General features: G+C 28.0%; 11 protein-coding genes. 9 read left to right on the top strand and 2 right to left on the bottom strand.

Annotation, left to right across the window (positions count from 1 at the left end; all coding sequences use genetic code 11):
• Window positions 1-200 precede the first annotated feature (200 nt).
• Window positions 201-1265 (bottom strand): non-hydrolyzing UDP-N-acetylglucosamine 2-epimerase, encoded by a 1065-nt coding sequence (gene wecB, locus NG904_RS13690; RefSeq protein WP_252211800.1) that lies wholly within the window; start codon window positions 1263-1265, stop codon window positions 201-203.
• Between the two features lie 212 nt (window positions 1266-1477).
• On the opposite strand from wecB, the gene NG904_RS13685 reads away from it, so the two are divergent.
• The 8 genes from NG904_RS13685 (at window position 1478) to NG904_RS13650 (ending at window position 10811) form a co-directional block, all read left to right on the top strand.
• Complete coding sequence (locus NG904_RS13685; protein WP_252232067.1) at window positions 1478-2731, top strand: glycosyltransferase; 1254 nt, start codon at window positions 1478-1480, stop codon at window positions 2729-2731.
• A gap of 264 nt (window positions 2732-2995) precedes the next feature.
• Window positions 2996-3427 (top strand): Rrf2 family transcriptional regulator, encoded by a 432-nt coding sequence (locus tag NG904_RS13680; protein ID WP_252211802.1) that lies wholly within the window; start codon window positions 2996-2998, stop codon window positions 3425-3427.
• A gap of 152 nt (window positions 3428-3579) precedes the next feature.
• Entirely contained in the window at window positions 3580-4185 is a 606-nt protein-coding gene (locus NG904_RS13675) for a DsbA family oxidoreductase (protein WP_252232065.1), read from the top strand.
• Window positions 4186-4211: 26 nt separating this feature from the next.
• Entirely contained in the window at window positions 4212-4850 is a 639-nt protein-coding gene (locus tag NG904_RS13670) for an NAD(P)-dependent oxidoreductase (protein WP_252232063.1), read from the top strand.
• 337 nt (window positions 4851-5187) lie between these two features.
• On the top strand, window positions 5188-7206 hold the full coding sequence (locus NG904_RS13665) for a methyl-accepting chemotaxis protein (RefSeq protein WP_252232103.1): 2019 nt from the start codon (window positions 5188-5190) through the stop codon (window positions 7204-7206).
• Between the two features lie 375 nt (window positions 7207-7581).
• A complete protein-coding gene (locus tag NG904_RS13660) occupies window positions 7582-8802 on the top strand; it encodes a glycosyltransferase family 4 protein (RefSeq protein WP_252232061.1) in 1221 nt (406 codons plus the stop codon).
• A gap of 150 nt (window positions 8803-8952) precedes the next feature.
• Complete coding sequence (locus NG904_RS13655) at window positions 8953-9558, top strand: sugar transferase (RefSeq protein ID WP_252232059.1); 606 nt, start codon at window positions 8953-8955, stop codon at window positions 9556-9558.
• A 149-nt stretch (window positions 9559-9707) separates the two neighbouring features.
• Entirely contained in the window at window positions 9708-10811 is a 1104-nt protein-coding gene (locus NG904_RS13650) for a Gfo/Idh/MocA family protein (protein ID WP_252232057.1), read from the top strand.
• A 59-nt stretch (window positions 10812-10870) separates the two neighbouring features.
• Here NG904_RS13650 and brnQ read toward each other — a convergent pair whose 3' ends face one another.
• A complete protein-coding gene (gene brnQ, locus NG904_RS13645) occupies window positions 10871-12142 on the bottom strand; it encodes a branched-chain amino acid transport system II carrier protein (RefSeq protein ID WP_252232055.1) in 1272 nt (423 codons plus the stop codon).
• Between the two features lie 500 nt (window positions 12143-12642).
• Between brnQ and galU the strand changes: the two genes are divergently transcribed.
• Complete coding sequence (gene galU / locus NG904_RS13640) at window positions 12643-13515, top strand: UTP--glucose-1-phosphate uridylyltransferase GalU (protein ID WP_252232053.1); 873 nt, start codon at window positions 12643-12645, stop codon at window positions 13513-13515.
• The last annotated feature ends 17 nt before the right edge of the window (window positions 13516-13532 follow it).

The following is a 13532-nucleotide window of genomic DNA, read 5'->3' as shown; positions in this document are numbered from 1 at the left end:
AATTTTAAACCTTGAAAAGCTGATGAAATCTAAGATTATGGAGAGGTTTTTGAATTGACAATGGACAATTGACAATGAAGGAAGAAATCTTCTTAAGAAGATTTCTAAAATATATTTGAAGAAAGCCAAAGGCTTTCAACCATAATTGTGCATTGTCAACTGTCAATTGTTCATTGAATGGTGGCGTAGCCACGTTTTTATTATTTCTTATAATTTTGAATTATATCTGTTATTTTTGAAGAAGTATCTCCATCACCAAATGCAGATGCAGGAGTACCAGTTGGGTTAAAGCTTTCAATAGCATTTAAAATTTTGTTAGAATCACTTCCAACAATAACATTCCAACCATTTTCTACAGTTTCAATCCATTCAGTTTCATCTCTCATTGTAATACATGGTTTCTTTAAGAAATAAGCTTCTTTTTGAACTCCACCACTATCTGTTACAATCTTAGCAGAATTTTCTTGAAGAGAAATCATTTCTAAATATCCTACTGGATCAATTATTTTAATATTGTCTCCTACATGTAGATTGTATTCACTAATGAATTTCTTTGTTCTTGGATGAAGAGGTAATATTATTTTTTTGTTGCATTCACTTAATGCTTTTATTATTGAAGTAAGTCTTTCTAAACTATTTGTATTTTCAGCACGATGTATTGTTGAAAGTATGTAGCTATTTGGTGTTAAATCTAAAGTTTCAGTAATATTAGATATTTCTTTAGCTTTTTCTTTAAATAAGTTTATAGCATCATACATTACATCACCAGCATTATAAACACCTTTTGTAATATTTTCTGTAGCTAAATTTTTAACTGCAGTTAATGTAGGTGCAAATAATAAATCAGAGATATGATCTGTTAAGATTCTATTTTGTTCTTCTGGCATTGCTTTATTAAAGCTTCTAAGTCCAGCTTCAACATGTGCTACTGGAATTAATAACTTACTAGCACACAATGAACCAGCAAGAGTTGAATTAGTATCTCCATATACTAAAACCATATCAGGCTTTTCTTTTAAGTATATATCTTCAAGTGCACACAGCATGCTTCCTGTTTGATTTCCATGATTTGAAGAACCAATATTTAAATTATAATCAGGTTTTGGAATACCTAATTCTTCAAAAAATATATCAGACATATTATTATCATAATGTTGTCCAGTATGTACTAATATTTCACTATTTCCATTTTTTCTAATTTTATTTGAGACTGTTGCGGCTTTTATAAACTGTGGTCTAGCTCCGATTACAGTTAGTACTTTCATATAGTACGCCTCCTTAAGATTTAAATAATTGTTTTCATGAGTATTATTTTAGCATATCGGCACTATTAATCAAACTTAAATTATAATTAATTACATTAATTTTATACTAATTGCTCAGTGTTAATTGTAAACTATCAATGTGAACAAGCATGAGTTGAAATGGATAATTTGCTATGTTATTCTTAAACTATTACAACAATGGAGGGAAAATAATGAAAAACTGTTTAGTTCTTTTAACTAAAGTCTTTCCTTTTGATAAAGGAGAGGAATTTATTGAAGATGAAATACCAATGCTTTCAAAAGCTTTTGATAAAATAATTCTTATAGCTACTAGTACTGCAGATAATGCAATACAAACTAGGGAGGTTCCTGAAAATTTTGAAGTACATAGAATTAAAGCATCAGGAATAAAGCGTAAGTTACCCGTGAATGCAATAAAATTTTTCCCATTTTCAAAGTATAAAGGATATGTTTTAAAAGAGGAGAGTAACGAAGTTAAGGGATCATTAAAAAGAAGAGGTTACTTAACATACTTTTTAGCTAAGGCAGAGAGTGTATACAAAGAATGTGAGAATATTCTTATGAGTTCTGATATAAAGAGTTATGATAAAAAGACATTTTATAGTTACTGGTTGTATGATATAGCATATGCAGTTATAAAATTAAAAGAAAAGTTTGGTGATAAAACTAGTAAAGTAGTAAGTCGTACACATAGATATGATCTTTATGCTGATAAAAATTCATTAAATTATTTACCACTTAGATATCATTTGCTTGAAAATTTAGATAAAGTATATCCATGTTCTGATGATGGGAGTAATTATTTAAAAGGTTTATACCCAGCTTATAAAGAGAAAATAAAAACAGCTTATCTTGGAACTAGAAACTATGGTATATCTAATTCATCAAATGATGGTGTGTATAGAATAGTTAGTTGTTGCCATGTATCTCCAGTTAAAAGAATAGATTTATTAGCAAAATCATTAGCTACATTAAAAGATTCTGGATTAAAATTAAAATGGATACATTTTGGTGCAGGGGATGGACTAGAGGAAGTAAAAGAGTACTCAAAAGAAAACTTAAGCTTTATGGATGTGGATTTTAAAGGATCAGTAAAGAATGAAGAATTGATGAATTATTATTCAAATAATCCAGTTGACTTATTTGTAAATACAAGTAGTTCTGAAGGGTTACCAGTAAGTATTATGGAAGCTTGTTCATTTGGAATTCCAACTATAGCTACTGATGTGGGAGGAACTAGCGAGATAGTAAGAAATGAAGAAACAGGATTTTTATTAGATGTTAATTTTAAACTAGAGGAATGTGGAAATAAGATTAGAGGAATGGCAGAACTTTCTGATGAAGAAAAGCAAAAATTTAGAGAGAAATGTCGTGAAATATGGTTAGAAAATTTCTGCGGTGAGAATAATTTCCAAAGCTTTTCGAGAGAAATACAACCATATTAAGATAAGTAGATTTGTAGATTTATTAAAATATATAGGTTATAACATGGTTGTTTTATATTTTGGTAAGATAAAAATATAAATAACCATGTTTCGTTTTTTTATTAAGGAAGCCAGTGGCTTTAAAACACAATTGTTTATTGTCAATTGTAAGTTATTAATTTAAGTATAGATAATCTATTTTTATTCTTTAACTTAAAAAGTTTATAAAAACTATTGACTTTAGCGTTCGATGAAACTACAATGGTTACAACAGGAGTGATAAAAATGAAAATAAGCAGTAGATTTTCTGTAGCAGTTCATATTTTATCTATACTATCTATGGAAGATAGCAATTTATGTACTTCTGAATGGATAGCAGGTAGTGTAAATACTAATCCAGTTGTTATACGAAGAGTAATGGGAATGTTAAAGAGAGCTGGTTTAGTTAATGTCATAGCAGGTGCTGGTGGAGCTTATTTATTAAAGGAGTTAGACCAAATAACATTGCTAGATGTATACAGAGCTGTAGAGGTTGTCAAAGAAGGAGAATTATTTCAATTTCATGAATCACCAAATATAAATTGTCCTATTGGTGCAAATATTCAAGGTGTGCTTGAAGGTGTACTATTAAGTGCTCAAGAAGCTATGGAACAAGTATTAGGAAATGTAACAATGGAATATATAGTTAAAGGCATAAGGAAAAAAATTGAGAAGTAAATCAATTTTTTTTACAATGGATGTAACTTATATAGTTACAACTGTTGATAATTTTATAAATTGTTGCAAATTAATAATTACTATAGAAAACAAATTTTTTTTGAAAATGTTGTAACTATATCAATTACAACTAAAATAAGGAGGTTATTAAAATGACATTAAATATTAAGGTATATTCTGATTTTGTTTGTCCATTTTGTTTTTTAGGAGAGGAGACTTTAAGTCAGGCTGTAAAAGGAAAGAATGTAAATATTCAATGGATGCCATTTGAATTAAGACCAGAGCCATCGCCTAGAATTGATCCTTGGAAGGATTCTTCAAAATTAAATTCATGGAATAATTTTATTGAACCAATGGCAAAAAAATTAGGGATAGATATGAAATTACCCAAGCTTTCACCTCATCCATATACTAATTTAGCTTTTGAAGGATATCATTATGCAGTTGAGTTTGGAAAAGGAAATGAATATGTTGAAAGAGTTTTTAAGGGTTTCTTTAAAGAAGAATTAGATATTGGAAAAGTTGAAATATTATCTAAGTTAGCTGAAGAAATAGGTTTAAATAAAGAAAAATTTAGTGAAGTTTTAAATACTAGAAAATATAAAGATAAGCAAGAAGAAGTATTGAAGCAGGCTTATGAAGAGAGTAACATTACAGCAGTGCCTACAATATTTATAGGTGACGAAGTAGTACAAGGTATTACATCAAAAGAAAATTTAGAAGAAATAATAAAAAGACAATTGTTAAAAAATAATTAATTTTATAAATGGAAGGAAGATATATTATGAAAATTGCTTTAATTGGTTCAACAGGAAATGCGGGAAAGATGATCTTAAAGGAGGCTCTAAATAGGGGACATGAGGTTATTGCTATTGTAAGAGATAAATCAAAGGTAAAAGATACTAATGAAAAATTAACTGTTTTAAAAGGGGATATTTTAAAATTAGATACATTAGAAAATAAATTAGAGGGAGTAGATGTTTTAGTTAGTGCTTTTGGGCCTAAATTTGGACAAGAGAATGCACTAATAGATGCAACTAATAATTTAATAAGTTTGGTTAAAAAGTCAGGTGTTAATAGACTTGTAGCAATGGGTGGAGCTGGAAGTTTAAAAGTTGAAAGTGGTATTGAATTAGTTCAGACAGAAGGATTCCCTGAAGATTGGAAACCAATAGCATTAGCTCATTCAAAGTCTTTAGATATATATAGAAATGAAAAGGAAATAAATTGGACATATCTAAGCCCAGCAGCATTAATAGCACCAGGAGTAAGAACAGGAAAATATTCAGTTGGAGATGAATATTTGGTTGTAGATGAAAAGGGAAAAAGTGAAATTTCTTTTGAAGATTTTGCAGTGGCTATTATTGATGAAATTGAAATCCCTAAACATATAAAAGGTAGATTTACAGTAGCATATAAGTAAAATACAAATACTATAAGCAGAAATTTATATAAAAAAATTTTATGTATATGATTCGAACAACATATTATTAATAACTGATACTTTTTACTATAAAAAATTATAAATGTGTTAAATTGATTAAAAAATATATTATATGTTGCAAATTACAATAATAGAGTAAACATCTATTTGATTTATTTAAGATTTCTTATTGCAACATATAATATATAATTTTTTATTTTATACTTAAGTGTAAATAGTGTAATTCGATAATTTATATAAATGGGTTTGTTAATTTTAGGGGAGTTTTGCGGAGAATATATATGTTACAAATAGAATTACGGGAGTGATAAAAATGTTGAAAAAGCTATCTTTTAAAATGAAATTATTAATTACGATTTTACCTGTTGTGATAATTGGAATGTCAATTTTGAGTTTTACAACATTTTATCAATTTAGAAAAAATATTGAGAATGAACTTATCAATAATAAATTAGAGGAAGGAAAAAAACTAACTGAGAATATAAATACTTGGATAGAAGGGAAACTATTAGAAGTAAGAAGTTCTGCTAATACACCTACAGCAAAACTAATAGAAACAGATATTTCTGCTGTAGATAATTTTAATGCAGAAAGAATTAAATTTTTAGAAAAAAATTATCCAGGAGAATATGATAATGCAGCAGCAACTTTATTTAATAATGATGGTAAATCTAGAGCTCAATATTCAAATGGAAATTTTGTAAATGGTGATGTGTCAGAAAAAGTATGGTACAAAAATTTAATGAGTGGAGTGCCATATAATATATCTAATCCAGTAGTATCAAAGGGAACTGGTAAAACTTTGGTTGTAATAGGTGTCCCAATTAATAATGAATCAGAGCAAACAATAGGAACAATGATATCTGCTGTAAATCTTTTACATATTCAAGAAAAGGTTAAGGAATTTAAATTTGGTGAGAAAGGATATAGTTTATTAATAGGAAATGATGGAACTATTCTTGAACATCCAGATGAGTCATTAGTAATGAAAACAAAAATATCAGAAATACAAGATGAAAATATACAATCATTAGGAAAAGAAATGATGGAAAAAGAATCTGGTGTATTTAGATTTGGAAATGGAGATAATAAATCGATTGTATTTTACAATAAAGTTCCATTATCAGGTTGGAGTGTAGCAAGTGTTGTATCTGAAAAAGAATTATTTGCCTCTTCAAATAAGCTAATGACAATTTTGCTTTTTATAACAATAGCAGTTGTATTTATTATAGCACTTGTAATTGCATTTGTAGCAAAACAAATGACATTGCCATTAACTAAGTTGTCTGATTTCGCAGAAGAAATTGCATTGGGAAATCTTACAAATGAATTAGAAATTCACGGACAAGATGAAATTTCCAAAGTAACAAAAGGATTAAACAATACAGTTTTAAAGCTTAAGGAAATGATAGGTGACATAAGTAGTTCAGCTGATGAGGTTATGGTAGTATCTAATAGTTTAGCGTCAGCAACAAATGAATCATTAAAGGGAAGTGAAGATGTTTCACGAAGTATGCAAGAAATAGCAACAGGTGCTGTATCTCAAGCAGAAGGAGCAAGTAAAGCATCTACTGTAACAGGAGAATTAGTTGAAGATATAAATGAAGTATTTAAAAAGTGTAACTATATGATAAACATAGTAGAAAAATCAAGTGATATAAGTATCACAGTTTCGCAAGGCGTTAAAGAAGCTGTAGATAGTATAAAGAATATAGCTACAACTAATAAACATAATGTTGAAGAAATACAAAATTTATTAGAGCAATCTAGAGAAATTGGACAAATTGTAGATGTAATAAGTGGTATAGCTGAACAAACTAATCTTTTATCACTTAATGCAGCCATTGAAGCAGCTAGAGCCGGTGAACAAGGCAGAGGATTTGCTATAGTTGCAGATGAAGTAAGAAAACTAGCAGAACAATCAAGTAATTCTTCAAAAAGGATATCAGAACTTATTAGCGGGGTTCAAAAACAAATTGAAATCATATCAAATAAAATGGATGCTGGAACAAGTGAAGTTATGCATGGAGTTAAAATGGCAACATTAGTTGGTAGTGATTTTGAAGAAATAGAAAAAGCATTTAATGAAGTTAATAGTGTTGTATCAGATGTATCACAGGCCACTAATAGAATGGAAAAGAAAGTGAATGTAACAGCTGATATTATAAATAATGTTGCAGCCGTAACAGAAGAGAATGCAGCATCTACAGAAGAGGTTACTGCATCAAATGAAGAGCAAACTGCTTTTATGCATCAAATTGTAGAATCAACTTATACATTAGAAGAATTAGTTGAAAAACTTAACAATACAGTAGAGAAGTTTAAATTATCATAGAATTAAAAGTAAATTATATGTTAAAAGCTTATAATCGTATAAAATAAAGATTGTAAGCTTTTTATTTATTTAATTCTTATGGATTTAAATAAAATTTTTTTTATGTTATAATCTACTAGAATTATAAACAAAATTTTTATCTTAGATGGGATTTTTACTCTATTTGAGACTTAGAAATTGTTATATCCATAAGGAATTAGCATTCATAATACTCCTANNTAGGAGTATTATGAATGCTAGCTATGAGATAAAAAATATTAGTATAATGTAAATATGAAAAGTATAACAAATGGAATTGAAAAAATAATATAGTTTCTATTTATAAGTATGTAAATATTAAGTTATATATTACATAATTTAAGGAGAGAATTTTAAATGAATATTTTACTTATAAACCACTATGCTGGTTCTGATTATCATGGAATGGAATTTAGACCATATTATATGGCTAGAGAATGGAAAAACATGGGGCACAATGTTACTATATTAGGTGCTGATTTTTCTCATTTAAGAAAAAACAATCCTAAGATTACAAAGGATTTTGAAGAAGAAATAATAGATGGAATTACATATGTATGGGTGAAAACACCAGAATACAGTGGAAATGGAATTGGAAGAATAAAAAACATATCAACTTTTATGTATAAATTAAGAATGAATTATAAAAAAATTGCAGATAATTATAAACCAGATGCAGTTATAGCATCATCGACATACCCTTTAGATATATATCCAGCTCATAGAATAGCTAAGAGATGTGATGCAAAACTTTGTTTTGAAATACATGATTTATGGCCACTTAGTCCTATGGAAATTGGAGGATTTTCTGAGAAAAATCCAGCAATAGTAGTGCTTCAAAGAGCTGAAGACTTTGCTTATAAAAATTCAGATGTTATCGTATCAATTTTACCTAATGCAGATAAGCATATAAGAGAAAGAGGATTTTCAACTGATAAGTATGTGTATGTTCCAAATGGAATAATACTTGGTGAAAAGAAAAATCCACCAACAGAAAAGACTATTGAAAGACTTAAAGAATTAAAAGAGCAAGGTTATTTCTTAGTTGGATATACAGGAAATCATTCACCAGCAAATGTATTAGATACAATGATAGATGCAGCAAAGAAAACTAAAGATGAAAAAGTTAAGTATGTTTTAGTTGGAAAAGGTAATGTCAAAGATGAGTTAATTAATTATGCAAAAGCTAATGATGTAAAAAATGTAGAGTTTTTAGATCCAGTATTAAAAGATAATATGGATAATGCATTACAATTATTAGATATTTGTTATATAAGTTTAAAGAAACAAAACTTATTTAATTACGGAGTTAGTCCAAATAAATTATTTGATTATATGATGGCAGCAAGACCTGTAATTTATGCAATAGAAGCTTCAAATGATCCAGTTAAGGATTCTAACTGTGGAATAACAGTACCAGCAGAAAATCCTGATGCAGTAGTTGAAGCAGTATTAAAAATTAAAGAATTAAGTGATGATGAAAAGAATAAAATGGGTCAAAACGGAAATGACTATGTATTAAAAAATCATACTTATCATGGTTTAGCAGTGAAATTTTTAAATGCTTTAAAGAAATAAGTTAAGAATTTATGAAGAATTAATATATTTACAACTTAAATTATTTAAAAATGATAAAATATCTATTAAATATATTGTTAATAAATTATGCAATAATATAGAAAAAGTTTATAACAGTAAATTTAGAATTGATTTTGTAGGAGTGTATTCATGAACAATTTTAATAAGATAGTTAAGAGAGTATTTGATTTTATATGCTCTACTTTAGGAATAATAATTTTAAGTCCAATATTTATTTTAATATCTATTATGATAAAAACAGGATCTGATGGTCCGGTATTTTTTAAACAGATAAGAGTCGGAGAAGATGGCAAGGACTTTGAAATATTAAAGTTTAGAACTATGGTAGTTGATGCTGAAAAATTAGGAAAGCAAATAACTGTAGGAAATGATAATAGAATTACTAAGATAGGTTCATTTTTAAGAAAATATAAATTAGATGAATTACCACAATTAATAAATGTATTTAAAGGCGATATGAGCTTAGTTGGACCAAGACCTGAGGTGCCAAGGTATGTTAAGATGTATAATGATGAGCAAAGAAAGGTACTTGAAGTAAAGCCAGGAATAACTGATTTGGCATCTATAAGATATAAGGATGAAAATGCGCTGCTTGGAAAAGCTGAAAATCCAGAAGAATTTTACATAAATACAATTATGCCTAATAAATTAGCATTAAATTTAGAATACATAAACAAAAGTAATGTATTTTTTGATATTTATATAATAGTAAAAACTATATTAAAATGTATATAGAAAAACTATGTAATTAAAATAAAGTTGATATTGTAGTATAAACAATACTCTTAAGCTTAAGAGTAATTTATAGTAAGCTAGGGGTTAAGTGTTATAATTTATAATAAAATTTAAGCATATTAAATATATAGAAAAGGTCGTGTAGTATTATGAAAAAATTAAAATTTGCGATTATTGGTTGTGGAAGAATTTCTTATAAACATGTTGAAGCTTTATCAAAGAATATTGAAGAAGCAGAATTAGTTGCAACATGTGACGTTATGTTAGAAAAGGCAGAAGCAAAAAAAGCTGAATACATAGAAAAATGTGGATTAGCACAAGATACTGTTCATGCATATTCAGACTATAAAGAAATGGTTGAAAAAGAAGATATAGATGTTGTTACAATAGCTACTGAAAGTGGATACCATGCAGAAATAGCTATTTACTGTATGAAAAAAGGAATAAATGCACTAATAGAAAAGCCAATGGCTATGTCAATTGAAGATGCTAATGAAATGATTAAAGTAGCAGAAGAAAATAATGTTAAGCTTGCAGTTTGTCATCAGAACAGATTTAATAAGCCAATTAAGAAGTTAAGAGAAGCTATTGAACAAAATAAATTTGGTAGATTAGTTAATGGTACAGCAAGAATCCTTTGGAATAGAAATATGGGATACTATGAACAAGCACCTTGGAGAGGAACTTGGGAATTAGATGGTGGAACATTAATGAATCAATGTATACATAATATAGATTTACTTCAATGGATGATGGGTGGAGAAATAGAAAGAGTATACGCTGAATGTGATACTTATTTAAGAGACATTGAAGCGGAAGACTTTGGAGCAATAATTATAAGATTTAAAAATGGAGCTATTGGTATTGTTGAAGGTTCAGCTTGTGTTTATCCAAAGAATTTAGAAGAGACATTAAGTATTTTTGGAGAAACTGGAGCAGTTTGTATTGGAGGACTTGCAAATAATGAACTTGAAACTTGGAGATTTGATGGCGAAAATGAAGATGCTGTTAAAGAAGAAGTTAATGTTAAAATAGACAATGTATATGGCGAAGGACACACACCATTATTTAAGGATGTAATAGATGCTATAAATAACAATAGAAAGCCTTTAATAGCCGGTGAAGAGGGAAGAAATGCTATGTCTATAATTCTTGCAGCATATAAATCAAGAAAGACTGGTATGCCAGTGCAATTTCCATTAGAAAACTTTAGTACTTTAGATATGAAAGATGAGTTTAAAGGAAGAAAGTAATTAAAATAAAATGCAGAAGGAATTTTTCCTTCTGCATTTTGTTTTAATAAAGATGTTTATTATATTAATGAACTTGCATCTTGTTTTCTTAGTGGAAATATAATATATCCTATTAAGATAGAAATTATAGTTGGAATAAGCCATGAAAATCCTAACTTTCCAAGAGGAATAAAGTTTAAATTAATAGATGGTATTATTTCTAATATTCCAAATACTAATGAGGTATAAACACCTATTCTAACTGCTTTTATATTTGTTATATAATTATTAGCTAGTGTAGTAACTATTAAAGTTATAGTTACTGGATATAAAATACTTAAAATAGGACCAGATATTTTAACTATTTTATCAACACCAAGAGAACCAATTATAATACTTATTAATGAAATTACTAATGCATTCATTTTATAAGATAGTTTTCCATTAGATGCTTTTTCGAAAAATGAAGAACCAGCAGTTAATAAGCCTATAGAAGTTGTTAAACAAGCAAGGCCAATAGCAATTCCTATTATAGTAGTACCAATATTACCTAATATATCATTTGAAATTAATAATAGTAAGCTTGTTTTAGATAAATCTGGAATTTCAACTCCACTTGTTTGAGCACCTAAAAACATTAAGCCACCATAAATGAATGCTAAACCAATTACAGCAACACCGCTTGATTTTAAGGTCATAGGAAGTAATTCTTTGTTCGAATATTTTTTTTCTTTAAGTGTATTTGTAATAACTGTAGCAAATAATAACCCAGCTAATGCATCCATTGTTTGATAGCCTTCTATAAATGAAGACGACAATACAGCGGTTACATTAGTAGAAACAACATGTCCTATAGGGGATATTATACCTTTTACAATTATAAATGTTAATATAAGTATTAACATGGGAGTAAGGTATTTACCAATAGTATCAATTATAGAAGATCTCTTTAGCACAAAAATTAAATTTATTCCAAAATATATTATCATTGAAATAAGAGGACTAAGACTAGGTACTAAAGGGCTTATTGTTAATTCATATGTAGTTGCAGCAGTTCTAGGAATTGCAAGCATAGGACCAATTGCTATAAATAATATTGTCGTAAAAATTATAGCGAATTTTGGACCTATTTTAGAAGCCATAGTTTCAAATGTACCATCACCTTTTGTTGCAGCTATTATAGCAAGAAGCGGTAATCCAACTCCAGTGCAGACAAATCCTATGATACCTAAAATATATTGATCACCAACCATGTGACCTAAAAATGGTGGGAATATTAAATTACCAGCACCAAAAAACATAGCAAATAAAGCAAATCCTATTATAATTATATCTTTTGTGTTTTTTTTCATAATAGTTTCCTCCTAAAATTATTGAGAATATTATATGTAGTACTAATTATTATTAATAAGTGATACTTTTAGATATTAACATAACATTAGTATATCCTCAATACAAAATAACAATATATGACCAGTAATTTAAATTAAAACAATAATAAAAATATTATAATTTTATAAAAATATTAAAAAAACCTTTAAATATTTAAAAATTAAGCAACTATATATTAAGAGTTTCTATTACATATTAACACTTTGGTAAATATGTGATAACATAAGAATAGTTAAAATTACAAGTGAAAACTTTATTTAAGGCACAATCAAAAAAATAATAAGTCCCTTTGCCCGCCTATTTTCCATCATACTGCGTCGAAAAATTGACCTAATAATGACGATATGAGGGCAATTTATCTTCTTGCCTGATGAAAAATATCCATTGCAACTTTGGGCTTATTATTTATTTTCATGTGCCTAAAGTTAAAAATATAACCTTATGAGAGGAAGATATAAAGATGAAAGTTAAAAAAGCGATTATTCCAGCAGCTGGACTTGGAACAAGATTTTTACCAGCTACTAAAGCACAACCTAAGGAAATGTTACCAATAGTTGATAAACCAACAATTCAATACATAATTGAAGAAGCAGTTGCATCAGGCATTGAAGAAATACTTATTATAACAGGGAGAAATAAAAAGTGTATAGAAGATCACTTTGATAAATCTATAGAATTAGAATTTGAATTAGAAAAGTCAGGTAAAGAAGAACTTTTAGAATTAGTAAGAAATATTTCAGATATGGTTGATATACATTATATTAGACAAAAAGAACCTAAAGGATTAGGTCATGCAATTCATTGTGCAAAAACATTTGTAGGTAATGAACCTTTTGCAGTTTTATTAGGTGATGATGTTGTTGATAGTGAAGAACCATGTTTAAAACAATTAATAGATTGTTTTGGTGAATATAATACTACTATTTTAGGTGTTCAAACTGTAGCACAAGAAAACGTATCAAAATACGGAATAGTTGATGGAATCCATATAGAAGATAGAGTCTATAAAGTAAAGGATTTAGTTGAAAAGCCATCAACAGAAGAAGCACCTAGCAATGTAGCAATTTTAGGAAGATATATAATAACTCCTGAAATATTCAACATATTAGAAAATACAAAGCCAGGAAAAGGTGGAGAAATTCAATTAACTGATGCATTAAAAACTTTAATCAGTAAAGAAGCTATGTATGCGTATAATTTTGAAGGAAGAAGATATGATGTAGGAGATAAACTTGGGTTCTTACAAGCAACTGTAGAATTTGCGTTAAAAAGAGAAGAACTAAGAGAGCCTTTTATAGAATATCTAAAAAGTAATCCATGGGATGAAAAATAAAATAAATAATTATATAG

Source organism: Clostridium sp. ZBS15 (assembly GCF_023845705.1).
Taxonomy (GTDB): Bacteria; Bacillota; Clostridia; order Clostridiales; family Clostridiaceae; genus Clostridium; species Clostridium aquiflavi.
Note: the sequence above shows the minus strand (reverse complement) of the source record. Positions and strands in the feature narration are given on the sequence as shown.

What these genes read in the sequence shown, in the direction of transcription:
- NG904_RS13675 (WP_252232065.1), top strand. Translation starts at nt 3,580, where the DNA reads ATGACATTAAATATTAAGGTATATTCTGATTTTGTTTGTCCATTTTGT.
- NG904_RS13655 (WP_252232059.1), top strand. Translation starts at nt 8,953, where the DNA reads ATGAACAATTTTAATAAGATAGTTAAGAGAGTATTTGATTTTATATGC.
- NG904_RS13670 (WP_252232063.1), top strand. Translation starts at nt 4,212, where the DNA reads ATGAAAATTGCTTTAATTGGTTCAACAGGAAATGCGGGAAAGATGATC.
- wecB (WP_252211800.1), bottom strand. Translation starts at nt 1,265, where the DNA reads ATGAAAGTACTAACTGTAATCGGAGCTAGACCACAGTTTATAAAAGCC.
- NG904_RS13660 (WP_252232061.1), top strand. Translation starts at nt 7,582, where the DNA reads ATGAATATTTTACTTATAAACCACTATGCTGGTTCTGATTATCATGGA.
- NG904_RS13685 (WP_252232067.1), top strand. Translation starts at nt 1,478, where the DNA reads ATGAAAAACTGTTTAGTTCTTTTAACTAAAGTCTTTCCTTTTGATAAA.
- NG904_RS13650 (WP_252232057.1), top strand. Translation starts at nt 9,708, where the DNA reads ATGAAAAAATTAAAATTTGCGATTATTGGTTGTGGAAGAATTTCTTAT.
- NG904_RS13680 (WP_252211802.1), top strand. Translation starts at nt 2,996, where the DNA reads ATGAAAATAAGCAGTAGATTTTCTGTAGCAGTTCATATTTTATCTATA.
- brnQ (WP_252232055.1), bottom strand. Translation starts at nt 12,142, where the DNA reads ATGAAAAAAAACACAAAAGATATAATTATAATAGGATTTGCTTTATTT.
- galU (WP_252232053.1), top strand. Translation starts at nt 12,643, where the DNA reads ATGAAAGTTAAAAAAGCGATTATTCCAGCAGCTGGACTTGGAACAAGA.